Origin of the sequence: Blautia sp. MB18-30 (assembly GCF_023669475.1) — a bacterium.
GTDB classification, from domain to species: domain Bacteria; phylum Bacillota; class Clostridia; order Lachnospirales; family Lachnospiraceae; genus Blautia_A; species Blautia_A fusiformis.
This window is the reverse complement of sequence record NZ_JAMOYY010000009.1, coordinates 70,932-94,730: the sequence shown is the minus strand read 5'-3', so window position 1 is coordinate 94,730 and position 23,799 is coordinate 70,932. Positions and strand designations below refer to the sequence as shown.

17 protein-coding genes and 1 tRNA gene are annotated in these 23,799 nt (G+C 46.2%); 2 read left to right on the top strand and 16 right to left on the bottom strand.

What is annotated here, in order from left to right:
- Positions 1-18: 18 nt before the first annotated feature.
- The 6 genes from NCY57_RS06180 to NCY57_RS06155 all read right to left on the bottom strand — a co-directional run bounded on the left by NCY57_RS06180 (position 19) and on the right by NCY57_RS06155 (position 9,194).
- A complete protein-coding gene (locus NCY57_RS06180) occupies positions 19-1,683 on the bottom strand; it encodes a CDP-glycerol glycerophosphotransferase family protein (RefSeq protein WP_110102797.1) in 1,665 nt (554 codons plus the stop codon).
- Positions 1,684-1,697: 14 nt separating this feature from the next.
- Positions 1,698-2,894 carry a CDP-glycerol glycerophosphotransferase family protein gene (locus NCY57_RS06175; RefSeq protein ID WP_110102798.1) on the bottom strand — a complete coding sequence of 399 codons (1,197 nt, stop codon included), beginning with the start codon at positions 2,892-2,894 and terminating at the stop codon, positions 1,698-1,700.
- Between the two features lie 27 nt (positions 2,895-2,921).
- On the bottom strand, positions 2,922-3,845 hold the full coding sequence (locus tag NCY57_RS06170; protein WP_022426081.1) for a hypothetical protein: 924 nt from the start codon (positions 3,843-3,845) through the stop codon (positions 2,922-2,924).
- Positions 3,846-3,869: 24 nt separating this feature from the next.
- Positions 3,870-4,772: an undecaprenyl-diphosphate phosphatase gene (locus NCY57_RS06165; protein WP_021651920.1), complete on the bottom strand. Its 903-nt coding sequence runs from the start codon at positions 4,770-4,772 to the stop codon at positions 3,870-3,872.
- A gap of 130 nt (positions 4,773-4,902) precedes the next feature.
- The gene (gene carB / locus NCY57_RS06160) at positions 4,903-8,118 is read right to left on the bottom strand and encodes a carbamoyl-phosphate synthase large subunit (RefSeq protein ID WP_250789562.1); all 3,216 of its coding nucleotides are present in this window, start codon (positions 8,116-8,118) and stop codon (positions 4,903-4,905) included.
- Complete coding sequence (locus NCY57_RS06155) at positions 8,118-9,194, bottom strand: carbamoyl phosphate synthase small subunit (RefSeq protein ID WP_015527400.1); 1,077 nt, start codon at positions 9,192-9,194, stop codon at positions 8,118-8,120. Before NCY57_RS06155 ends, carB begins: the two co-directional genes overlap by 1 nt.
- Before the next feature lie 237 nt (positions 9,195-9,431).
- Here NCY57_RS06155 and NCY57_RS06150 point away from each other — a divergent pair.
- A tRNA-Leu gene (locus tag NCY57_RS06150) sits at positions 9,432-9,515 on the top strand.
- A 67-nt stretch (positions 9,516-9,582) separates the two neighbouring features.
- Here the strand turns inward: NCY57_RS06150 and NCY57_RS06145 are convergent.
- From NCY57_RS06145 to NCY57_RS06105, 9 genes are all read right to left on the bottom strand, one after another.
- The gene (locus NCY57_RS06145; RefSeq protein WP_195656682.1) at positions 9,583-10,050 is read right to left on the bottom strand and encodes a signal peptidase II; all 468 of its coding nucleotides are present in this window, start codon (positions 10,048-10,050) and stop codon (positions 9,583-9,585) included.
- Between the two features lie 81 nt (positions 10,051-10,131).
- Positions 10,132-10,845, bottom strand: coding sequence for a zinc ribbon domain-containing protein (locus NCY57_RS06140; RefSeq protein ID WP_250789561.1), 714 nt, complete (start codon positions 10,843-10,845; stop codon positions 10,132-10,134).
- A 42-nt stretch (positions 10,846-10,887) separates the two neighbouring features.
- Positions 10,888-12,273, bottom strand: a complete 1,386-nt coding sequence (gene clpX, locus NCY57_RS06135; protein ID WP_022426973.1) for an ATP-dependent Clp protease ATP-binding subunit ClpX — start codon at positions 12,271-12,273, stop codon at positions 10,888-10,890.
- Positions 12,274-12,409: 136 nt separating this feature from the next.
- A complete protein-coding gene (locus NCY57_RS06130; RefSeq protein WP_250789560.1) occupies positions 12,410-13,966 on the bottom strand; it encodes a S1C family serine protease in 1,557 nt (518 codons plus the stop codon).
- Positions 13,967-14,116: 150 nt separating this feature from the next.
- The gene (locus NCY57_RS06125) at positions 14,117-15,046 is read right to left on the bottom strand and encodes a glycosyltransferase family 2 protein (protein ID WP_250789559.1); all 930 of its coding nucleotides are present in this window, start codon (positions 15,044-15,046) and stop codon (positions 14,117-14,119) included.
- Between the two features lie 71 nt (positions 15,047-15,117).
- Positions 15,118-16,470, bottom strand: a complete 1,353-nt coding sequence (locus NCY57_RS06120) for an LCP family protein (protein ID WP_092072540.1) — start codon at positions 16,468-16,470, stop codon at positions 15,118-15,120.
- An 18-nt stretch (positions 16,471-16,488) separates the two neighbouring features.
- Positions 16,489-17,892, bottom strand: coding sequence for an undecaprenyl-phosphate glucose phosphotransferase (locus NCY57_RS06115; RefSeq protein ID WP_022426969.1), 1,404 nt, complete (start codon positions 17,890-17,892; stop codon positions 16,489-16,491).
- A gap of 108 nt (positions 17,893-18,000) precedes the next feature.
- Positions 18,001-18,957, bottom strand: a complete 957-nt coding sequence (locus NCY57_RS06110; protein ID WP_021651911.1) for a glycosyltransferase family 2 protein — start codon at positions 18,955-18,957, stop codon at positions 18,001-18,003.
- 4 nt (positions 18,958-18,961) lie between these two features.
- The gene (locus NCY57_RS06105) at positions 18,962-20,821 is read right to left on the bottom strand and encodes a glycosyltransferase family 2 protein (protein WP_021651910.1); all 1,860 of its coding nucleotides are present in this window, start codon (positions 20,819-20,821) and stop codon (positions 18,962-18,964) included.
- A gap of 181 nt (positions 20,822-21,002) precedes the next feature.
- On the opposite strand from NCY57_RS06105, the gene NCY57_RS06100 reads away from it, so the two are divergent.
- The gene (locus NCY57_RS06100) at positions 21,003-22,250 is read left to right on the top strand and encodes a D-alanyl-D-alanine carboxypeptidase family protein (RefSeq protein WP_250789558.1); all 1,248 of its coding nucleotides are present in this window, start codon (positions 21,003-21,005) and stop codon (positions 22,248-22,250) included.
- A gap of 108 nt (positions 22,251-22,358) precedes the next feature.
- Here the strand turns inward: NCY57_RS06100 and NCY57_RS06095 are convergent, their stop codons facing one another.
- Positions 22,359-23,798, bottom strand: a complete 1,440-nt coding sequence (locus NCY57_RS06095) for an ArnT family glycosyltransferase (RefSeq protein WP_250789557.1) — start codon at positions 23,796-23,798, stop codon at positions 22,359-22,361.
- Position 23,799 lies beyond the last annotated feature (1 nt).

Below are 23,799 nucleotides of genomic sequence, written 5' to 3'. Positions count from 1 at the left end.
TCCTTTTGTATCCTTACATTAAAATTTTTTCTCTTTCAGCCTTCTTTTCAGTTTGTCCGGTATTTGAGCATTGGCTATATATTCATAAATTCGTTTGCTGTTGTCATTGTCCCTGTAGGGAAGAAGCTCATCTCTTCTTCCTGAAAATTCCGGTTTTTCACGGAATCCGTTCCTCGCATATTCTCCGATAAGGTCTACCAGCTGGTTCTGATCCCATGCCAGATCTCCGAAAACATCTTTTTTGTAGTCCATATAGCTTCCCTGGACTTTCTCATAGGTTTCCAGATCAAAGGGATAAAATACCACCGGTTTTTCCTGATAGTAGACATCCCAGGAAACAGAAGAATAATCGGTGATCAGCATATGACAGCTCATCAGAAGCTGATTCAGCGGCATAGTCCCAAATGGGATCAGACGGATATGCCTGTCTTCCACCTGAAAGCTCCGGATATGTTCCCGGAATTTCGGATGGATATAAAAATTCAGCGTGATATTTTCCTTTTCCAGAAGAGTCTTAAGCCTCTCATCCTGCAGAAATGCTTTATAACGCTGATAGTATTCACTTTTTTTGAACTGCTCCTCGCTGATATCCTCCAGCCAGCTTCTCCATGTAGGCATCAGCAGGATCTCTTTATGAGCCGGATCCGACTTGTCCTCCAGCACATCCCATCTGGCCAGTCCGGTGATAATGATCTCTTCATTATCGTATCCGAAATAATCATGGATGATCTTCTGTTCATAACCCGAAGACACCACAAACAGTGCCATCTGATTGCCTCCGCCTTTATGGAAGGTCCTGTGGCATTGCTTGAAGCCCATCACTCCATGCTGGAGAAATACGATGTTCTTCCGTGCCTGATACAGAACCTTGTAGATGCTGTTGGGCGAATCCCAGATATAAAAATGCCGGATTGCATCGGTAGATATCAGATACCGTGCAGCGCTGAGATAGATCATGTACTTAAATGACATGAACTGGATCACATTGGCATCATACTCTTTTACAGCCTGATAATCCGGACATTTTTTATCTATTACATAAAAAATCCGACTTCTGTCCTTCTCCGGTGCATGCTCCATACAGTACCGGAAAAAATAGAGGCCGTTGTCCTGTGCCATTGTACAGTATTTCTCGCAGATCAGCCATAATTTCTTATGATCCCAGTAAGGTTTCAGGATAAAATAGCAGAATAATGCAAGAAATTCTTTTGCTATAAATGCATAGCTGTCATATTTCGGATCATATTTCCGGTATTGAATGGTAAACTGCCTTGCTCCGTTGACAAAGGGATAAACCATATGCCCATCCCCGGTTCTGGTCCATCTTGGAAAAAGGATCAGCTTAAGTTTAAGTTTTGAACTTAAGCCTCCCAGGATCGCATCCTCATAATTTCCTTTTCCTTCTTTATCCACAGATGCCACCACATCCCAGAATGCGGTTTCCATCGGATACTGATCTACATTGATCTGTGCATGATACACGATCGTATTTCCTTTTTTTGCTGTCTGCATTTCAAAAGGAAAACTTGTATCCAACACTGCATTTCGCTGTTTCAGCTTCAGGGAACGGATCCTTCCTCTGGATCCTTCCAGCTCAAAACTGATCTTTATGGTTCCTTTTGTCAGCGAAAATTTCCTGGTTTTTACCTTGATCTCCGCCGGAGCTTCCATTAACTGCTGCAATTTTTCACCACCTGTTACATTTCTTTGATCGCTTTGTAATTTCTTTCACAATTCTTTGTATCCCACAGATCAAAATATTTTCCGTGTCTTTCCAGATAGATCTCTTCATTGGCAAATCCCTGCTTATGCAGGCGGATCAGCCAGTCCGTTACTTCCTGTTCCGTTACACATACCGGACCGAAGCCATCTTTCCGGAAATCAAAATACCCGATCTGATGATGACTTTGCCGGAATTTTTCATTGTCAAACTGGTAGTAGACCAGTGGCTTTTTCATGTAGGCAAAGTCCATGGCCACACTGGAAAAATCAGTCACCAGCACTGCGGACTCTTTAAGGAGTGTCTGCACATCGTACTCAGGCCAGGACGCCACTGTGATCTTCGGATGATCCACATGAAAATATTTCAGGAACCGATGCATTTCCCTGTGCGGATAAAAGATGATCTGAAGATCGTTCTCCTCAATATAGCGGATCAGTCTCTCATCCTTGAGAAGTGCATCCCAGTACCGGTAATAATCGGTTTCCATGAATTTCTGTGCTTCCAGCTCGTGATCAGAGGCTGAGATCTCATTGCGGATATACATACGCCAGGTCGGCATGATCAGGATCTGGTTCTTTTTTACCTTCATATCATGAAGCTGGTCAAAACGACACAGTCCCAGCTCCTGCACATAGCCTTCCGGATATCCGTACCGGTCATTGACATATTTCCACTCATCATAGGTACTGGTAACAAAAAGGCTCATTTTTGTATGCGGATAGTACAGAAAACTAAGATCTGCCGTAATGATCCCATGCTGCAGGAACGCCCGCTTGTTCCGTAGGATTCCGTAAACCTCCAGCACATAGCAGATGGCTGCGTTTGGTTTTCCCATTTTCTGGGAGCTGATATTTTTTGATGCAGCCAGATAGTAGATCCAGTGGCGGAAGCTTCCATACTGGATCACAGGTCCCATATCTTTTACCCGGGCATAATCCGGAGATTTTCTATTGATGGCGTACACTGCATCCTCACTGGTATTTTCTCTCAGATATTTGTACAGCCAGAATCCGTTATCCCGGCATTCATTCTCTGTATCACAGAGAAGCCAGAGATCCCTGCGAAAAAGTCTGTAGACCATCGCAATGGGAAATGCCAGGATAAACTTGATGATGTGAAGCAGATCCCCAGGTTTTACTCGTTTCAGTTTTTCAAGAAATGTCTGTTCCATGTTTCCCTCTGTTTACAGGATCCCGGTTTATTCCTCTGACCAGTCTCCGTTATCATCCCAGACAATCTCTCCGTCTCCGCTGTCATCTGTATCTGTACTGTTGTCAAGAGAATCGTCACCGCTTCCGCTGTTGCCGCTGTCATCTACATAGTCGCCGCTATCATCACTGCTGTCATAGTTTCCATCATCACTGCTGTTGTCGTAGCTTCCGTCATCGCTGTTGTCGTAGCTTCCGTCATTACTGCTGTCATAGCTTCCGTCATCACTGTTATCATAGCTTCCATCATCACTGTTGTCATAGCTTCCATCGCTGCTGTCGGAAGAAGTATCCGTGATACCGGAAGAACTGTCTGTCAGATCTGAAGCATCTGTGCTGTCTGCGGAATCACTGCTGTCCGCCTCACTGTTATCCGTTTCCACATTGCCAATAGTGCTCTTCTCACTCTTGTCACTGAGGCTTGTATAGGTCAGGTATGCTTCTCCGTTATCGATCATCAGTTTTGCCTTTTCCATATCGCTCAGCTGTACACTGTAGATCTCATAGGCATTTCCGTCTCCGTCTACGATCTTCATATCATAGATGGCATCTCTTGCAGAATCCGGGGTGTAATACATCTGCACCTGCTCCGCATCTTTGATGGTAGCTTCTGCAGGAACAAGACTTTTGCCCCATTCTTCCCCTCCTGCCGCGCGGAGATAGATCTCACGGATCTCTCCCTTCGTGCTGTTGGTAAGATAAACAAATTTTGCAGTACTGGTCTTTACACCGATCAGCTTCGGTGCAGGTGTAGATGTGGGAAGCGGTGTGGATGTAGCCGGTGCAGCCGTAGGTGCGGCTGTAGGAACCGGTGTTGGTGTCACCTCTGCTGTTTCCTTTGATGATTTTCCACAGCCGGCAATACCAAGCGCCGTCACTGCTGTCAGTACGATCAAAAGCTTCTTATATTTCATAATGATTACCTCCAGATTGCAGTTTTATGCTAAAAATGTTTTTCCAACGAAGTATCCGAGCACCAGGATACCAAGAATGATCCTATACCAGCCGAATACTTTAAAATCGTGTTTCTTGATATATCCCATCAGGAATTTGATGGCAAGAACAGATACCACAAAGGATACCACAACACCTACGATCAGGATGATCAGCTCTGTGGAGCTGAAGGCAAAACCGAATTTGACCAGTTTCAGAAGACTTGCTCCGAACATAACCGGAATTGCCAGGAAAAAGGTAAATTCTGCTGCAACTGTACGGGATGTTCCTGCAAGGATTCCTCCGATAATGGTAGATCCGGAACGGGATGTTCCCGGAATCACGGAAAGCACCTGGAAGCAGCCGATGATCAGCGCTGTCTTAAAGGAAAGCTCATCCAGTCTGGTGCAGGTTGGTCTGCGGCGTTTGTTGTAGTTCTCGATAACGATAAAAAGCACACCATAAACGATCAGCATGATGGCAACGACCACATAGTTGTAAAATTTCTTTTCAATAATGTCATTAAAAGGAAGAGCGATGATGATCGTCGGCAGACATGCTACCAGGATCTTAAACCAGAGGATCCACTTATCCTTATCACAGTATTTTTCTACAAAAGTAAGGACAGTTCTGGGTACTGCCGGCTGTTTACGCAGTGCCATCTGTGTTTTCTTCGGGATTTTTCTTATGTAAAAAGGCCACAGCTTGTTCCAGTACAGTACAACAACTGCCAGAATCGCGCCAAGCTGGATCACCACCAGGAAAAATTCCATAAATGCCTCGGATACATTCAGCTTGATAAACTCATCCACAAGGATCATATGTCCGGTACTACTGATCGGAAGCCACTCGGTGATTCCCTCCACAATACCGAGAAGGATAACCTTCAGTAATTCTATAAAAATCATGTTAACTCCTTTCTAAAAGCAAGATAAGGACAGGGCCGGTATGTGAACGACGGCCCCGTCCTTATCAGTATATTACATATTTGACAATTCGTAAACTTTTAATTTTTTATTTCACAGAATTTACAATTTATTATCGATTGTCGATGGTGGCGATATCTACCAGAGTCAGGTGGTTCAGGTCTGTATTCTCAAGACTTGTGACCAGAGCCTCTGCAGTATCAAGGCTTGTAAGCACATTGACACCTGTCTCGATGGCATTACGACGGATGACGAAACCATCTTTCTGATGCTCAACACCCTGTGGCGGTGTATCGATGACAACATCGATCTTGTGGCCAAGGATCAGGTCCATCAGGTTCGGAGACGGCTGCTCCAGTTTATTGGTGCGTGTTACCTTGATTCCGTTCTCAGTCAGGACATTTGCTGTACCTCTTGTTGCGAAGATACGGTATCCCTGAGCCTCGAAGCGTTTTGCGATCGGGATGATATCCTCTTTATCCTCATCCTTAACAGTGATGATCATCTGTTTGTGTTTCGGAAGACGGATTCCTGCCCCGATGAATGCTTTGTAAAGAGCCTCGTTGAAGGTCTTAGCAATACCAAGGCACTCACCTGTGGATTTCATCTCCGGTCCAAGGCTGATATCTGCGCCTCTGATCTTCTCGAAGGAGAATACCGGCATCTTGATTGCGAAGTACTCTGCTTCTTTCTGAAGTCCCGGTGTGTAACCAAGCTCTTTGATCTTATGTCCAAGGATAACTCTTGTTGCAAGCGGAACGATCGGGATTCCTGTTACCTTGCTGATGTACGGTACTGTACGGCTGGAACGCGGGTTAACCTCGATGACATATACATCCTCGCCTACAACGATGAACTGAATATTGATCATACCGATTACATGAAGTGCCTGTGCAAGACGGCGTGTGTACTCGGCAATGGTATCTTTTGCTTTCTGGCTGATGGTCTGTGCCGGATATACGGAAATACTGTCTCCGGAATGGATACCTGCACGCTCGATGTGCTCCATGATTCCAGGGATCAGGATGTCCTCACCGTCGCATACTGCATCGACCTCGATTTCTTTACCCATCAGGTACTTATCAACAAGGATCGGATGCTCCTGTGCGATCTGGTTGATGATTCCGATGTACTCTTCCACGTCCTCATCGCTGACAGCGATACGCATTCCCTGTCCTCCAAGTACATAGGACGGGCGGACAAGTACCGGATATCCCAGCTCGTTGGCAGCTTTTTTCGCCTCTTCTGCTGTGAATACAGTGTGTCCCTTCGGTCTCGGGATCTGGCATTTCTCAAGAATGGCATCAAAGAGCTCTCTATCCTCTGCAGCATCTACGTTCTCAGCAGATGTTCCGAGGATCTTAACGCCCATCTTGATCAGTGCCTCTGTAAGCTTGATAGCTGTCTGTCCACCGAACTGAACAACAGCTCCGTCCGGTTTCTCGATATTTACAACATTCTCAACATCTTCCGGTGTCAGCGGCTCAAAATACAGCTTATCTGCAATATCGAAGTCTGTACTTACTGTCTCCGGGTTATTGTTGATGATGATCGTCTCATATCCTTCTTTCGCAAATGCCCATGTACAGTGTACAGAGCAGAAGTCGAACTCGATACCCTGACCGATACGGATCGGGCCGGAACCAAGTACCAGGATCTTTTTCTTATCTTTTGTTTCTACAGCTTCATTCTCTGTCTGCTCATCGCCGTATACAGAATAGTAATATGGTGTCGCTGCCGCAAACTCTGCTGCACAGGTATCAACCATCTTGTATGCTGCACGGATGCCATACTCTTTACGCAGGTCTTTGATCTCAGCTTCTGTCTTTCCTGTCAGGTCTGCGATGATGTAGTCCGGGAACTCCAGACGTTTTGCTTCCAGAAGAAGGTCTTTGTCCAGCTTCTGAGTTTTCAGAGCCTGCTCCATCTCAACAAGGATAGCCAGCTTATCGATGAACCAGATGTCGATCTTTGTGATATCATGAAGCTTCTCCTGGGAAACATTTCGTCTCAGGGCTTCTGCGATCTTCCAGATACGGCGATCATCCACAATGTTCAGCTCGTCCATCAGTTCTTCATCAGAAAGATGTGAGAAGTCATAGGACATCAGACTGTCTACATGCTGCTCCAGGGAACGGATAGCCTTCATTAAAGCGCCCTCGAAGTTATGGCAGATACTCATAACCTCACCGGTAGCCTTCATCTGTGTAGTCAGTGTACGTTTTGCTGTGATGAATTTATCAAATGGCAGACGCGGGATCTTAACAACACAGTAATCCAGCATCGGCTCGAAGCTTGCGTATGTTTTGCCTGTGATGGCGTTCGGGATCTCATCCAGTGTGTAACCCAGTGCGATCTTGGCTGCAACCTTGGCGATCGGATAACCGGTAGCCTTACTTGCAAGTGCGGAGGAACGGCTTACACGAGGGTTAACCTCGATAACGCAGTACTCAAAGCTCTCCGGATGAAGAGCGTACTGTACGTTACATCCACCTGTGATGCCAAGCTCTGTAATAATGTTAAGAGCAGATGTACGGAGCATCTGGTACTCTTTATCTCCTAAGGTCTGGGAAGGAGCAACTACGATGGAGTCACCGGTATGGACACCAACCGGGTCAATGTTCTCCATGTTGCAGACTGTGATGCAGTTTCCTGCGCTGTCTCGCATTACCTCGTACTCGATTTCTTTCCATCCGGCGATACATCTCTCTACAAGAACCTCGCCTACACGGGAAAGACGGAGACCATTCTCAAGGATTTCACGAAGCTCCGGCTCATTATACGCGATACCACCGCCGCTTCCGCCAAGTGTATATGCAGGACGGAGAACAACCGGATAACCGATAGTCTGAGTAAACGCAACACCGTCTTCTACAGTTGTTACGACCTTGGATGCTGCAACCGGCTCGCCGATCTTTTCCATTGTATCCTTAAATTCCTGACGGTCCTCAGCTTTACGGATCGTTGCTGCTGTGGTACCGATGAGACGTACATTGTGCTCTTTCAGGAAGCCCTTTTCCTCAAGCTCCATGGCAAGGTTCAGACCTGCCTGTCCGCCCAGTGTAGGAAGTACACTGTCCGGTTTCTCTTTGAGGATCAGCTGCTCTACGACTTCAACAGTCAGAGGCTCGATGTAAACTCTGTCTGCGATGTCTTTATCTGTCATGATGGTAGCAGGATTGGAGTTTAAAAGTACAACCTCCATGCCCTCTTCCTTCAGGGAGCGGCATGCCTGGGTTCCTGCATAGTCAAACTCTGCTGCCTGGCCGATTATGATCGGGCCTGAGCCGATTACAAGTACTTTTTTTATGTCCTTATTCCTTGGCATTATTTCTCTCCTCCCATCATCTTCATGAATCTGTCAAAAAGGTAACTGGAATCCTGTGGTCCAGGGCATGCTTCCGGATGGAACTGTACAGTAAAGATGTTCTTTCCATTATATGCCATACCCTCGTTTGTTCCGTCGTTGACGTTTACAAATGCAGGATGTGCGATATTTTTCTCCTCAAGTCCCTCTGCGTCTACAACGTAGCCATGGTTCTGGGAGGAAATATATACTCTTCCTGTCTCAAGGTCTTTAACCGGATGATTTCCGCCTCTGTGACCGTATTTCATCTTATGGGTGTCTCCGCCTGTTGCAAGAGCCATAAGCTGATGTCCAAGACAGATGGCAAAGATCGGTACATCAGAGTCATAGAGTTTTTTGATTTCTTTAATAATAGAAGTACATTCCTTCGGATCTCCAGGTCCGTTACTGAGCATGATGCCGTCCGGATTGTCTCCAAGGATTTCTTCTGCAGATGTCAGAGCCGGGTAAATAGTAACCTGGCATCCTCTCTCATTCAGTGAGCGTGCAATGTTTTTCTTGGCGCCCAGATCAAGAAGGGCAACCTTCGGTCCGTTCCCCTTAAGCACTTCCTTTTCGCGGCAGGAAACCTTCTCTACCACTTTTCCTGTTGTATATGCTTTTAATCTGGGGATGATTGTATCCAGGTCATAGTTCTCATCAACTGTGATCATTCCGTTCATGGTTCCCTTCTCACGAAGGATCTTAGTCAGTGCTCTGGTATCAATTCCTGCGATTCCCGGAATGTCGTTTTTGCTCAGAAAATGCTGAATGGTGTCTACGCTTCTGAAGTTGCTGGGAACTCGTGATAATTCGCGTACAATAAATCCGTCAATCCACGGCTTCCTTGATTCCTGGTCATCATAACAGATTCCGTAGTTTCCGATCAGCGGATATGTCATACACACCGCCTGTCCTGCGTAAGAAGGATCCGTCATTACTTCCAGATAACCGGTCATGGAAGTGTTAAAGACAATTTCACTGATGACTTCCCTTGCAGAACCAATGCTGGTTCCTGTAAATACATGGCCATCTTCCAATATCAGAAATGCTTTCATACAATCTCCCTTTCTTTGTTCTCTTATTTTATCCTAAATCTTCAAGATTGTATCACAGGAATCGTCATTTTTCAACACCATATGCAAAAAAAACGTATAAAACTAACTCAAAATATTTTTTTTGAATTTTTTTAATTTTTTTGAATTTTTCTATTGACATTATCCAATTCCTGAGTTATTATAAGTGAGCAGTCGACGAGCGGAGCAAACAAAGCGAAGCAAGCCGGTTGAAAAAATGCAGGAATGGCGGAATTGGCAGACGCGCAGGCTTCAGGTGCCTGTGGTCGCAAGATCGTGTGGGTTCAAGTCCCATTTCCTGCATTCTTTTTTATTTTATCCAAAATCAAAAAAACAGAAGCGCCCAACACCGGCACTTCTGTTTTTTTATTTATTTTTCTTTTTCAGAAAAGATCTCGCTCCCGCCCCAGAGAAGCGCACCTGTAAATATGAAAAGATCCGAAATATTAAATACGACCTTCTTAAGCTTCGGATTTTCCACATTCAGTCTCACATAATCCGTGACGTATCCCTTTCTGCGACGTTCCGTATAATTATTCAGACCGCCGCCCAGGATCATGGAAAGCCCAAGCTTGGATATGCGTGTACCTTTTTCTCCGGAAGTACGTATATACTCCCAGATCGCACCGCCCAGCACCATAGATGCAAGATCTCTCAGGAATTCTTTATCTTTGTTTTTTAATATTCCAAGCATCATCCCATGATTATGGCAATTTCTTACGATCAGTCTGCCTCCCAGGCACTTTTCCTTCAGATCTTTCTTTTCCGATGTGTTGATTTTCTTCTTTATATAATAGTCTGTACCAAAGATTCCCGCCGTCAGTAAATTCCACAACATTATTCCCTCTCCTTATTTCTGTGGTCTACATAATACTCAGGCAGGCTCCCACTGGGGAAAGCCTGCCTTATATGCTTATGGTTATTCTGTTTTTTCTTCTATTGTTTCTGTATTTTCCGGATCAGCCGCAGGCTCCTCTGTTTCTGCAGATCCCACTTCCGTTCTTTCCTCTTCCAATTCCGGATCTGATCCTGATGTTTCTGTTTCTGACGCTTCTGCGGTTTTTGCTGCCACTTCTGTAGCTTCTTCTGTTTCTACTACTTCTGACGCTTCTACTGTCTCTTCCGGATCTGCTGCCGCTTCTGTAGCTTCTGCGTTTTCTTCCGCTTCTGTCTCCGGTACTTCTGTCACCTCTGCCTCAGCAGCCTCTTCAAGCTCCTCCTCTGCCTGCTCGATCACATCAGCAGCTTTCTCTTCCAGCTCCGCTGTAGGACACGCCGCTCCGCAATACGGACAGAAGCTGGCCTCCCGCATCACCGCCTTATGGCAGGCCGGGCAGAACTTCTCCCCTTTACTGGCAGCGATCGCATCTCTGTAGTGATCTGCCTCCAGCATGTGCTGGCTGATCTCCTCGCAGATAACTCCCGTCTCACCGTCAACGGCTTCTCCCTGCTCATAACGTGTATAGATCATCTTTCCGATATCCATCATCAGCTTTTCGGTCATACGCTCCTGTGCAGAGAGCTTGTTACGGATCTTCTGGATCTCATAGAGATTCTCTGCTCTGGAACTTAAGCCCTTTGCCTTTCTTGTCAGTGTGTTTCCCAGATCATCCCAAAAACTGCTTTTTGCCATATCTGTCACGCTCCTTTATATATTAAAGAATCTTCTTGTTTCTTATCCTTCCAGTGCCGGGATCTCCTGTCCACGCATAAGGATCTTCGGACCTCCGTTGCCCTGAATGTATCCCTCTGTGATCACGACCTCACCGATATTGTCGTCCTTCGGGATCTCATACATGATATCCAGCATATATTCCTCCAGGATAGCCCGGAGAGCTCTGGCTCCTGTATGGCGTTCCAATGCCTTACGGGCAATGGCATGTAAGGCACCGTCCTCAAACTCCAGTTTTACTTCATCCAGTGCCAGAAGCTTCTTGTACTGTTTCAGAATGGCGTTCTTCGGCTCCTTGAGGATTTTCACAAGCATATCTTCCGTCAGCCCGTTCAGGGTAAAGATGATCGGAAGACGACCGATAAATTCCGGAATCATTCCAAATGCACGGAGATCATCTACCGTTACTTTCTCCAGCACATGCGGATCATCATCATATTTGTCCTTCAGATCTGCATAAAATCCGATAGACGCCTGTTTATTCAGTCTTTCTTTGATGATATTCTCAAGATCCGGGAACGCACCGCCACAGATAAACAGAATGTTCCTTGTATTTACAGTCACCATAGGTACCATGGCATTCTTGCTGGTAGCACCTACCGGAACTTCCACTTCACTTCCCTCCAGAAGTTTCAGAAGTCCCTGCTGGACAGCCTCTCCGCTGACATCTCTCTGGTTGGTATTCTTCTTCTTTGCGATCTTATCGATCTCATCGATGAAAATGATCCCGTGCTCTGCCTTCTCCACATCATTATCTGCAGCTGCAAGCAGCTTGGATACTACGCTCTCGATATCATCACCGATATAACCGGCCTCTGTAAGAGATGTGGCATCTGCAATGGCAAGCGGTACCTGAAGAAGTCTGGCAAGCATCTTCACCAGATAAGTCTTACCGCAGCCTGTAGGTCCAATCATCAGCATATTGGATTTCTCGATCTCAATATCATCCATGGTATCTGTGGCAACTCTCTTATAATGGTTGTATACACCTACAGACATTACCTTCTTGGCATATTCCTGTCCGATCACATATTCATCCAGAGTTGCTTTGATCTTATGTGGTGCAGGAATATCTTTGAGATCGATCACCGGCTTCGGAGTCTCTGATTTTTTCTTGATCTTCTTCGCCTGGTTTCCAGGATTCTGGAAACTGCTGAGATCGATCATGCTCACATTCGGCATGTTAAAAAGATCGGAATAATTTCCATTGTTCATCTGGGTGTTCATAGTATCAAAGCTTTTCTGCATGCAATCCGCACAGATATGTATATGATTAGGAAGGTCAATCATCTTCCCTGCCTGACTCTCCGGTCTGCGGCATAAAAAACAGAATTTCTCGTATTTCTGCTCCTGGTCATTGTCTTTATTATTATCAAACTGATCTGCCATAACATTTCCTTTCTGGTTTTTATTATGCATATTATAGCACATAATCCGGCTGTATCAAATTAAGTTTTTATAAACCGGGGAGCTGCATGTTCTTATGCAGCTCCCCGGTTTATAAATGGTTATCCTGTATTTTCTTTTATTTGTCAGAAGAGGGTTTGCTTCCGAGGGTCACTTCAACCGTCTGTTCCTTGTACTCTCCGCTGTTCGCTCTGGAGATCACCACTTCGATGGTTTCTCCTGCCTCATAATACTGCAGCTTATCAACAAGGTCATCCTTGCCGCTTACCTTCTGTCCATCCAGCTTCACAATGATATCGCCTTTTTTGATCCCTGCATTATCTGCTGCGCCACCTTCCGTTACCTCAGTAATAAAAGCACCTGCCGGCATATTATACATCTGGATGGCTTCTGTTGTAAGATCAGCAGCCTTGACTCCCATATATCCTACCTTGGAAGAATCTTCCACCTTATCTCTGGTTTCGCGGTTCATCAGTTCTTCCAGGATCGGCTCTGCCTTGGAGATCGGAATGGCATATCCCATGCCTTCCACCTGACTGTCTGCATACTTGGCCGCATTGATACCGATCACTTCACCGTTCATGTTCAGAAGTGCACCGCCACTGTTTCCGGGATTGATCGCTGCATCAGTCTGGATCAGTCCGCTGGCTTCTCCGTCCTCTGTACTGATGTTTCTGTTAAGGGCACTTATCCATCCGGAGGTAACTGACTGTCCATAGCCCAGTGCATTGCCAATGGCAACCACCTGCTCACCGACTACAAGATCGTCCGAGCTTCCCATCTGTGCGATCTTGATCTCATCCATGGTCTCATCCGGAATATCGGATTTCTCCACTGCCACCACTGCCAGATCATTCTCTTCATCGGTGCCTTTGATCTTGGCAGAAACTGCATTATCCACATCCGCATCTCCATCGGAGCTGCTTGCCATAGCCTGGGTTTCTTCTTCCGCTCCTACCACATCACTGCCTGCAAAGCACACAGTAAGTGTAGTCGCTCCAGATACCACATGGTTGTTAGTCGCAATGAGAAGCTCGCTGTCATTTTCTCCTACAATAATACCGGAACCACTTCCTGCACTCTGATACTGCCTCGTTCCATATCCGAAAAAGCTTGGGATTTCCTGCACACTGACAGATGTAATGGCAACGATAGAAGACATGGTTGCCTGGGCTACACCGGCCACTGTACCACTCTCTGCCACAATATCCTTCACAGTAGAATCCGCAGAGCTACTGTCCTCTGTTCCGGTAACTGTTTCTGTCTTTCCGATCGTTGTACTGCTGTCATTTCCTCTGTATTTATCTGCTGCAATATTCACGCCCTGAAAAACCACTCCGGCTACCAGCCCAAAGATCACAGCCAGTGCCACCGCAGTGGCTGCTTTCTTTCCAAAGCTGTTGTTGCCTGAAAAATTTCTCTTTTTCCGCGGCTTTTTGGGCGGTATATTTCCACCGGCATAATTACCGGCCTGAGGCTGGTGCACCTCATAATGTCCGTATTTTGGTTTCTCCTGCGAAGTGCCTTCACTCTGTCCGGCACCTGCATAACTGTCTTGTCTGCTCTCCTGCATCCTGCGTCCCTCAGAATAAGGATGCGTCAGCGGTTTCTGTTCTGCCGAAGCATTCTTATCCTCATCCGGCAAGTCTGTCACCCATTTATTCTCTTCACTCATGCCTCTGGTGCTCCCTTCTATGTTATCTGATGCATGTATCTGTTACTGCTCACTCCGTTCTCAGTAACATTTATTTCTCTTATAAAAGACAGTTTAACAGGGAATTGTGTTTAAACTGTGATATCTCTTTTAAAAAACCGTGACCTGCTCTTATTTGTTCTTTTTCCAGTATTCCGGATTCATGGTGCAGGAGCGGATCATTTTTTCAGAGAGCTTTTTGTATCGTTTTCCGAGAAAATAGCCGGCATATTTGGAGACACTTTGCAAAAACAGTCCGGGGATCAGCCATATGTGGCCTGTTTTCAGAAGATATGCCATGCTTTTTTTTACCAGCCGGATGCCCTCACCTTCGGAAGGCACTCCTTCAAAAACCTCCGGATGCTCCGCCTGGGAAACTCCCAGATCAAAATTCCTGTGGAACTGCTGCATACAGGTGTAATTGTGAGAATGATATACACGCGCTTCTGATACATAGGCAACTCCATAGCCTTTTTTTACCATCCAGCCTGCATAGATCATATCTTCATTAAAAATAGCATGCTCCGGAAATCCACCAATCTCATCATAGATCCTGTGATCATAAGCAGCACAGACGTTGGAGCAGAAATATGTTTTGATCCCGTAGGTCTGTACATCTTTTTCCGTTTTCAGACAGGACTGTTCCGGATAATTAAAGGAACGGGTATATTTTTCCAGAAATCTGCAGTCCTTTTTTGGAAGCTGACGCGCATAAGCGGCTCCTGCCTGTGGATTCTCTGCAAGAGCTCCTACCAGTGCTCCGATCAGTTCCCTGTCTGCCGGCATTGCATCCTGTGTCATAAATACAAGGATCTCCGCATCCGAAAGCTCTGCCGCCTGCCTTCTGGTACCACCATGGTCAAATTCTTCTTTTGTAAGATGCCGGACTTCCACAAGCGGATATTCCTGTTCCCAGGTCTCTTTCCAGAATTTCTTTTCTGTATTCATGACAAGGATCTTATTGATAGGATATTTCTGTGCGCTGAGTCTTTCCAGCAGTTTTTCAAATTCTTCTCCCGGACGGTATGCCGGGATGATCACGTCTGTTTTTAATGTTTTCATATTTGTCTCCTGTCCAGAAAGGACCACCCGTTACTGGATGGTCCCTTCTGCTGGTTGCTCATTTTGATGTTTTATTCATTCTCCGAATAATCTTCTCCGTCGGTATAATCGTTATAATCCGTATCGGAATCGCCTCCGGAATAGTCCGTATCTGTGCTGTAATCGTCTCCGGAATAATCCGTATCTGTGCTGTAATCGTCTCCGGAGTAATCCGAATCATAATCTGTGTCTGTGCTGTAATCAGCATCATCACTTGTGTCCGTACTGCTGTAATCTGTGGATGTATCTCCCTGCCACGTGTACGAATCATCCGTTGCGTCATTCGGTGTATCTGTCACCGCAGGTGCAGTGTCCTGCACATCGCCTCCGCCTGCGATATTTGTGATCTGGGCACTTCTGTTGAGTACATCCTGCGTCGGAGTGTAACTGGTGTCTCCATACAGAAACTGATGCATCTTCAGAACATTGGATTCCAGTGTGGTAGGTACGATAACGCTGCCCTTTACCTGGGCAAATTTATAATCGTTGGGGAAGCCTGTAGTTTCATCAATACTGTAGCCGATCATAGCCGGGATCATCTTCAGGATCTCTGTTTTGGAAACAGAAGTTTTGACCATCGGGAATACCTGATCCATAATATCAAAGATAGTGGAAAGTCCTGCCTTTTTCGCCTTATCTACGATCATCTGGATCACTCGTCTCTGTCTCTCGGTACGTCCCATATCAAGACTTGCGGTATAACGGATACGGCAGTAGGAGGTAGCCTGTACACCATTAAGATGATAGGTATCTACGATCGCTTCCTCATCCTCCGGCTTCGGATCCGGCAGTTCGATCGGTGTGTAGCTCTTTCCGGTTTCCTCTGATGTCTCCACACAGTAATTATTCATATGAACGATCTCCGCATAGGAAAGAGGGATGTCCAATCCTCCGAGGCAGTCTACCACAGTTACCAGCGCATTAAAATCAATGGCAACATAATCTGTGATATTCAGATCCAGATTCGTATTCAGCATGGAAACCGCGTTGGTCGGTCCGCCAAATGCATATGCCGAATTGGCTTTGGAATAGGTATCATCCTTTACATTGAGAAGGGTATCTCTATAGACAGACACAAGTTTGACTGCCTTCGTATCATTGTTGATACTCGCAATGATGATGGTATCACTGTTCTCTGTATTCAGCTTCTCATTCTTGCTTCTGTGGTCCAGTCCGAACAGTGCATAGGTGGTATATCCCGTCATCTGCGGTGCCTGATCATTAGTTACAATATCCTGGTCTGCAAGATCTGTTTCCTGGATGTCGATCTTATCCAGTTTGGCTGAGATCTGACCATAAACGAACAGACCTCCGATAAACAGGAGCAGTACGACGATCTCCAGGATAAATAAAATCTTCTTGCTTTTTTTCCGAGGTTTTGACATCTTTTCCTTTTCCCCTTTTTAGTATGCGTTCTTATTAATAAATCCTTTGAATATGGTAAGAAACATGATCTTTATATCAAATCCCACAGACCAGTTTTCGATATAATACAGATCACACTCTATCCTTTTTCTGATAGAAGTATCTCCACGATAGCCATTTACCTGTGCCCACCCGGTAAGACCCGGCCGCACCTGATGCTTGACCATATAACGTGGTATCTCCTCCCTAAACTTTTCTACAAAAAACGGCCGCTCCGGTCTTGGTCCCACAAGACTCATCTCACCCTTCAGAATGTTAAAAAGCTGTGGAAGCTCATCCAGACTGGTATGACGCATAAATTTACCGATTCCGGTAACTCTTGGATCGTTCTTTACTGTCCACGCCTTTTTTTCTTCTGATTCTTTCTGGATCTCCATGGAACGGAATTTATACATCCGGAAAGTCTGATTGTGAAGCCCGACACGTTCCTGCTTATAGATCAGCGGTCCCGGCGAAGTCAGCTTGATCAGCATACACAACACCAACATCACTGGTGAGGACACAATGATCGCAACGATCGCGCCTGCAATATCCATAGATCTCTTGATCAGTGCATTAAACGTGTTGCTCAGGGGCACATACCGGATATTGATCACCGGAAGCCCGAGAATATCTTCTGTATATGGTTTGGTCGGAATAATATTATTATAATCCGGAATAAATTTTGTGTGCACGCCGGATTTTTCACAGAGTGCAACGATCTCTTCCAGACGATAATACTCACTTAAGCCCAGGGTAATGGCTATCTCATCCAGACGACTGGATGGAAGGATGATCATCAGATTGGCGATTCGACCGATTACCTTAACGCCCTTATAAGTAGTGCCTGCCGGCACATTGTCATCCAGTATGCCCCTGATCACATATCCCCATTGCGGATTCTGCAGGATCCTGTCTACATATTCCTCGGCAGCACGGCTGTATCCTACCAGCAGCACCTGTTTCTGGTTCATTCCTTTTTTGCGCATATCCCGGAGAATGTAAAATATGACCATACGCACAAACCATTCCAGGACGATATTGATCACACAGAAAGAAACCAGAGTAAGACGGGAATAGTCCAGCTCTTTAAAATTGTAAAGTGCAAACATGATGATAAGGAGCCCTAACGCATTTGCCTTCACAATTCCGGCAAGTACGAGACGACGCCCCTGCATTCGCATCGGTGTATAAAGATCAAAGGCCTGATAAAGAAGTAAATATCCCGGAATAATGAATATCAGCATAAACATATATTCCTGGACGGTCTTGGACTGGACCGCCGAATGTTCAAAAATTCCCTGAAAACGGATCAACCAGGCCAGGGCATAGGAGGCCGCGATCACAAATACATCGATCAGCATATGGAGACGACTGAAATTTTTCTGGTTGTCTTTAATCAATTTCCGCCACCTCATTTAAGTTCATTGCTTTTATCTTATAATAGATGAAACTCAAAAGCAATAAAATCTTCCCTCCGAAATATAAAAATTCTGTGAAAATATGATGTCTTAACCGGCAAAACGCCTAAAAATGTTGATCCAGAGTTCAAACTGGAGCTGTATATAACGCGGAAGATTCCTCATGGAAAATCTGACTTTTTTGTTTTTGCGGCTGATCTGAAAGCCGTTTTTGATGCCTGCAAGGTACTCACGTCCGAATCCCTTGGACGCAAAAAACAGGATCTTCGCACCGAATCCCACCAGAAAAAACGGAAGGTTCAGCACGATCTGGAGAAACGGCATATTCTTATAGATAAGATAAATATTGTTTCTGGAAGAATACCGGATCTTAAACTGATTATATCTGGAGCCGCTGGTGCCGCTTCCTACATGATAAACCTTCGCTTTTGGAGCATACCAGTTCTGATAACCGCAGATCCTGGCACGATAGCCGATATCCAGATCCTCCAGATAAGCAAAATGCTCCTCATCAAAATCTCCGATCCTGTCAATAAATTTCTTCCGGTAGATCGCAGCTCCCGCACAGGTGGAAAAAATCTTCTGCTCTCGGTCATAATGGCGGATATCCTTGCCTTTTCCCCTGGCAAAAGCCCAGCCAAGGGCACAGTAATAATTTCCGGCATCATCCATCTTGTCCCTGTCATGAAGCTGGATCATCTTTGCCTGACAGGAAAATGCCTTCTTATGTCTGCGCAGGGCAGCAACCATCTCCTCCAGGAAATCCGGTTCCGCTTCCGTATCATTGTTCAGAAGCAGCACATATGGGGAACGTGCCGCATGGATCCCTTCATTGACGGCTCTGCTGAAGCCGTAATTCTCCGGAAGCTGTATCATGTGTACCCATGGATATTCCGCCGAAACAAACGCACAGCTGCCATCAGTGGAACCATTATCCACTAGTATAACCTCAAAATTACGGATAGTCTGTCTTTCAAGACTGGAAAGAACACCATCCAGATATGCCATTCCGTTAAAGTTTGGTATGACTACTGATACTTCCTGCATTGCTTTATCCCTTCTTCTTTCCCATTCCCGGAAGGGGCTTCAGGGAATAATTCCATTTGGTTAAAGAAAGATTTTTGTTATAGTATGGATCTCCTTTTTTCAGGATATCCAGCCAGTGACAGCGCATGTATTCGATCTCCGTCTGGAAACGGCGGACCTTTTCCTCGCTGTCCTCAGTGCCTCTTGACTTGGATTCGTAATGATAGAGCTTCACATACGGATCATAGACGATCAGATGGCCGTGGCTTCGCACCTTCAGACAGAGATCCACATCATTAAACGCAACTGCAAGCTCTTCCGTAAAGCCTCCTGCCTCCAGAAAAACTTCCTTCTTCATCATCATACATGCTGCAGTCACACAGCTCATATCCTGCAGAAGAGAAGCCTTATGGAGATATCCGGTACGCTCTGCCGGCATATTCACAAACATGTTCCCGGCAATTCCGCCCATTCCCACCACGCAGCCTGCATGCTGAATGGTGTTATCCGGATAGATCAGCTTGACGCCAACTGCACCTGTTTCCTTACGCTGGCACACGCTCAGCATCTCTGACATCCAGTCCGGATCGATGACCTTTACGTCATTATTCAGAAAAAGCAGGTAATCTCCTTTGGCATGGCGCACCCCGAAATTGTTGATGGCAGAATAGTTGAAGCCTTTTTTCCAGCGGATCAGATGGACCCTGGGATCCTCCGAAAGCTTTCTGTAATACCGGAAGATCTCTTCGGAGCTGCTGTTATTCTCCACAATGATGATCTCGTAATTTTTGTAGGCAGTTTTTTCAAAAATGGATTCCACGCAAGCCTGAAGCGTTTCTTTCTCCTCACGGTTCGGAATGATAACAGAAACCAGAGGTTCTCCCTGCACCGGATACTTCACACGGTAAAATCCAAAATCCGGAGTATGCTCCACGGTTCCCGGAGTTCCGGTCCGTTTGAGATTCCCCTCAATGGCACGTCTGCCGGCTTCAAAAGCATACATCTTGCTTGCCGGATTATCTGCTGTGGAGGATTTATGGGTCCTCCAGTGATAAAGGATCTCCGGTACATGGACCACTTCCCTGGCCTGCTCCACACAGCGGAAAATGAAATCATAATCCTGGGCGCCGTCAAATTCCCGGCGGAATCCGCCCACTGTCTGCACTACGGAACGTCTTACCACCAGAAAATGGCAGATATAATTATTGGATCTTAAAAGATCCAGGTTAAAGTCCGGTTTCAGATGGGGCTGAAAATGTTCAGAAAGATCTGTCGTGACCTTATCCTCATCTGTATAGATCACATCCGCCTCCGGATGCTCCTCCAGTGCCGCCGCGATCTCATACAATGCATTAGGTGCCAGCAGATCATCATGATCCAGAAGTGCGATAAAATCACCCTCTGCCATGGCAAAAGCTGCGTTTGTATTTTCTGCAATGCCAAGATTCTCTTTCAGATCCTGATAGCGGATCCTCCTGTCCATCTCTGCATAGGATCTCAGCACAGTCTGCATGTCCGGATCCTCCGGGCTTCCGTTTGCCAGACACAGCTCCCAGTTCTCATATGTCTGTGCAAGGAGAGAGTCCAGCATCTGTCTTAAAAAACGCTCCGGTGTCAGATATGCAGGTACCACAATGCTGATCAGCGGCCCATCCGGAAATTTGCGTTTCCGCTGCTTCTCCAGTGTTTCCTCGTCAGGTCTGTATGCCTCATACCATGGTCCGTAAGGAACCTCTTCCGGTTCAAAACGCTCATGAAGCCGGATCCAGAACTCTTTCAGGCCATAATGCTTCAGGTATCTTAAGCCCTTCTGTACTGTATAGGGGGAAAGCTTCTTTATAAGTCTGTCCCATTGGATTTTTCCTGTAGAATCATCTTTACTCATATATTATCTCCGTATTACTCAGTTTGATGTTACTGTTCACTCTGTTCTCAGTAACAGTTTGATGAACATATTTTACCATTCCATCATTTTTTTTGCAAGGAAGAGAGGAAATGTGTTATACTGAGCTTACGTATGTATTGCTTACATAAGAATTATTTTTTATACAGGAGTACCATTTATCATGAAAAAATCAAGAATAACCACAGCTCTTCTGGCTATTGGGATCTCCGCTTCCATGGTGTTCCAGACTCCAGTTTTCGCCACAGAAGAAACCGCTGTTGCTGTATCCTCCGGTATTACCACCAATGGGATCAGCGGATGGCCTCAGGGGCCTGAGATCACTTCCGCATCTGCCGTGATCATGGAAGATACTTCCGATACGATCCTCTATGCCAAGGATATGGACACCACGCTTTCTCCGGCCGGCGCAGTTAAGATCATGACCTGTCTTCTGGCACTGGAGAACAGCCAGCTTGACGATCAGGTTACCATGACAGAAACCGGCGTATCCGGTGTTACAGACGGAGGCGCTCATATTTCCTCACAGCTCGGAGAGGTATTTACCATGGAGCAGTGCCTTTACGCTCTGATGCTGGCCTCTGCCAATGACATTGCACTCCAGGTCGCAGAACAGATCGGTGGATCTGTAGATGCCTTTGTCCAGAAAATGAACGACCGTGCCAAGGAGCTAGGATGTACCAATACGGTATTCACCAATCCTACCGGTCTCCCGGATGACAACCAGCATACCACAGCACATGATCTGGCTCTGATCATGCAGGCGGCTATCCGTAATGACAGCTTCCGCACCATCTCCGGAGCCACCTCCTATACAATCCCGGCTACCAATGTTTCCGGCGGTACCCGTAACCTGACAAGCTCTTTTACCATGACAGATCCTGCATCCGCTTCCTATTATGAAGGATGTATCGGCGGTCGTGAAAGTACCACCACTGCTTCCGGAAGCGTTCTTGTCACAGCTGCACAGCGAAACGGTACTACTCTGATCGCAGTAGTCATGAACGGAGCGACCGGTCAGACAGCCAACGAAGCGATCTCACTTCTGGATTACGGTTTTTCCAATTTCCAGCTTCTGGATCTCAGCGAGGATGATTTTCACATCCTGTCCGGCGGCACTGTAATGGTTCCATCCGGTGCGACCGCAGACGACCTGACTACGGAAGATACGGAATCTGATGGTCAGATCTTACGTACCTATTCCTTTGGCGGAACTCAGGTGGGAACTGCAGTTGTCGAGGATCCCTCCCAGGAAAGCTCCTCCGATGTACTGGAAAATGATGAAAACATGGATTCTGCAAAAGCTTATTCCGAATCCAGATCCCAGATCCCGTATTTTGCCATTGGCGGTGTGGGCATCCTGCTCCTTATCCTTCTGCTGTGGCGCATGATCCGGATCATCCGTTCCTGATCTTGGTTCCCAGGCAAATATATTTCAGAATCAAAAAATCCCTCCTATGTACCGGTCATATCCGGATACATAGAAGGGATTTTTTTCTGCCATCTCACCATCTGGGTGTCAGCCATAAAACGGAACTACCAGGAAGATATAGCATAAAAACGGCGAAGCAGCCAGAAGTGCTGTCAGGACCCGGTATATCCACATTCTGATATTTTCTTTTTTTACAAAACGCTCAAGCAGACGATTCCAGCCGGCTGTCACAAAATACATGGCCGGATACAGTGCCGGCATGATATAACGTCCCTGTGCCTGGTTGTCACTATAATATACATAATACATAAACAGACCCACAGGGATCAGGATCAGAAGGATCAGCAGCAGATGAAAGATCCCTTTTCTGTCCCATTTATCGTACACGGTTATTGTTTTTATCTTCAGCTTTTCACTTCCTGCTGCTTTTCGTTCTTTTACCACAGTACGTTTCTTCGGATAAAATATTCCCAGCATGGTCAAAATACCGATCCCACCCATTCCAAAGAACAGGAAATATGCCTTGCTCACACTATAAGGCATATAGATCTGCATCAGGCCAAAGGTTCCGATAAAGCTTACCAGAACTGTCAGCAGCCAGTTATGCTGCCAGCCCGGGTCCTGATACAAAAGGATATCCTTCCATGACCAGTTCAGCTTCTCCGGTGTGGGGTATCTGGACGGCCTGTAATCAACAGCCGCATATTTTTCCGCACACTGTGCACAGGCATTTCTTCCGATCAGATCTCCGTCATAGAGAACGGCATTTCGTATAAACCACCAGCCGCATAAAGCAAGGGTTACTGCCGCGATCACGATCCCTCTCCGGAACAGAAAGGCAACTCTCTGTTTCACCGGCTCTTCCCTGCACAGAAGGACTGTCAGGCAGAAAAACAGGAAGCTGCATAAGATCCATCCGTAGGCATTATAGTAGGACAGTGCACAGACTGCCATTCCAACAGCCAGAAGGATCGAATTTCTGAAGCTCCAGTCTCTCGCTTCCAGATAACAGGACCAGGAATACAGGATCATCGCCATGGATAAAAGCGCCAGGGAATCCGTGTTTACATAAGTTCCCAGAAACAATGCCTGCGGCATAAATCCTGCCAGTGCGGCAAACAGCCATCTTCCCTCTTTCGGAAAAAGCTTTCCGGATGCTTTCACCACAAAATATACCGCTCCAGTCACAAAGAGCACATCTGCCATCCTCGCCGCATGGAGTAATCCGTCTGCAGATGCATGGAACAGACCTGCGATCCCCATAAATACAGCAGATACCATATAGGAAAGGATCGGATAATAGGCATAGGAAATCCCCCATGTCGCATCACGGATGGTTGGCTCATCTCCAAGAGGCAGCTTTCCCGGATGCTCATGAAGATACTGTGCCACCATGTAGCGCATTTTTTCATCGGGGCCTGCCCCCAGGGGCTGCATAAACGCCCATGCAGTCAGGAGCAGAAATGCTGCCAGGACAAGAACCCCTGCCTGAACTCTCTCATCCTTCCAGATTTTTTTCTTTTCCAAA

Bases quoted from the DNA above. Each gene is read 5' to 3' on its own strand.
- NCY57_RS06145 (WP_195656682.1), bottom strand. From the start codon at position 10,050: ATGTTGTGGAATTTACTGACGGCGGGAATCTTTGGTACAGACTATTAT.
- carB (WP_250789562.1), bottom strand. From the start codon at position 8,118: ATGCCAAGGAATAAGGACATAAAAAAAGTACTTGTAATCGGCTCAGGC.
- NCY57_RS06155 (WP_015527400.1), bottom strand. From the start codon at position 9,194: ATGAAAGCATTTCTGATATTGGAAGATGGCCATGTATTTACAGGAACC.
- NCY57_RS06140 (WP_250789561.1), bottom strand. From the start codon at position 10,845: ATGGCAAAAAGCAGTTTTTGGGATGATCTGGGAAACACACTGACAAGA.
- NCY57_RS06130 (WP_250789560.1), bottom strand. From the start codon at position 13,966: ATGAGTGAAGAGAATAAATGGGTGACAGACTTGCCGGATGAGGATAAG.
- NCY57_RS06110 (WP_021651911.1), bottom strand. From the start codon at position 18,957: ATGCAGGAAGTATCAGTAGTCATACCAAACTTTAACGGAATGGCATAT.
- NCY57_RS06105 (WP_021651910.1), bottom strand. From the start codon at position 20,821: ATGAGTAAAGATGATTCTACAGGAAAAATCCAATGGGACAGACTTATA.
- NCY57_RS06165 (WP_021651920.1), bottom strand. From the start codon at position 4,772: ATGATTTTTATAGAATTACTGAAGGTTATCCTTCTCGGTATTGTGGAG.
- NCY57_RS06125 (WP_250789559.1), bottom strand. From the start codon at position 15,046: ATGAAAACATTAAAAACAGACGTGATCATCCCGGCATACCGTCCGGGA.
- clpX (WP_022426973.1), bottom strand. From the start codon at position 12,273: ATGGCAGATCAGTTTGATAATAATAAAGACAATGACCAGGAGCAGAAA.
- NCY57_RS06170 (WP_022426081.1), bottom strand. From the start codon at position 3,845: ATGAAATATAAGAAGCTTTTGATCGTACTGACAGCAGTGACGGCGCTT.
- NCY57_RS06175 (WP_110102798.1), bottom strand. From the start codon at position 2,894: ATGGAACAGACATTTCTTGAAAAACTGAAACGAGTAAAACCTGGGGAT.
- NCY57_RS06120 (WP_092072540.1), bottom strand. From the start codon at position 16,470: ATGTCAAAACCTCGGAAAAAAAGCAAGAAGATTTTATTTATCCTGGAG.
- NCY57_RS06100 (WP_250789558.1), top strand. From the start codon at position 21,003: ATGAAAAAATCAAGAATAACCACAGCTCTTCTGGCTATTGGGATCTCC.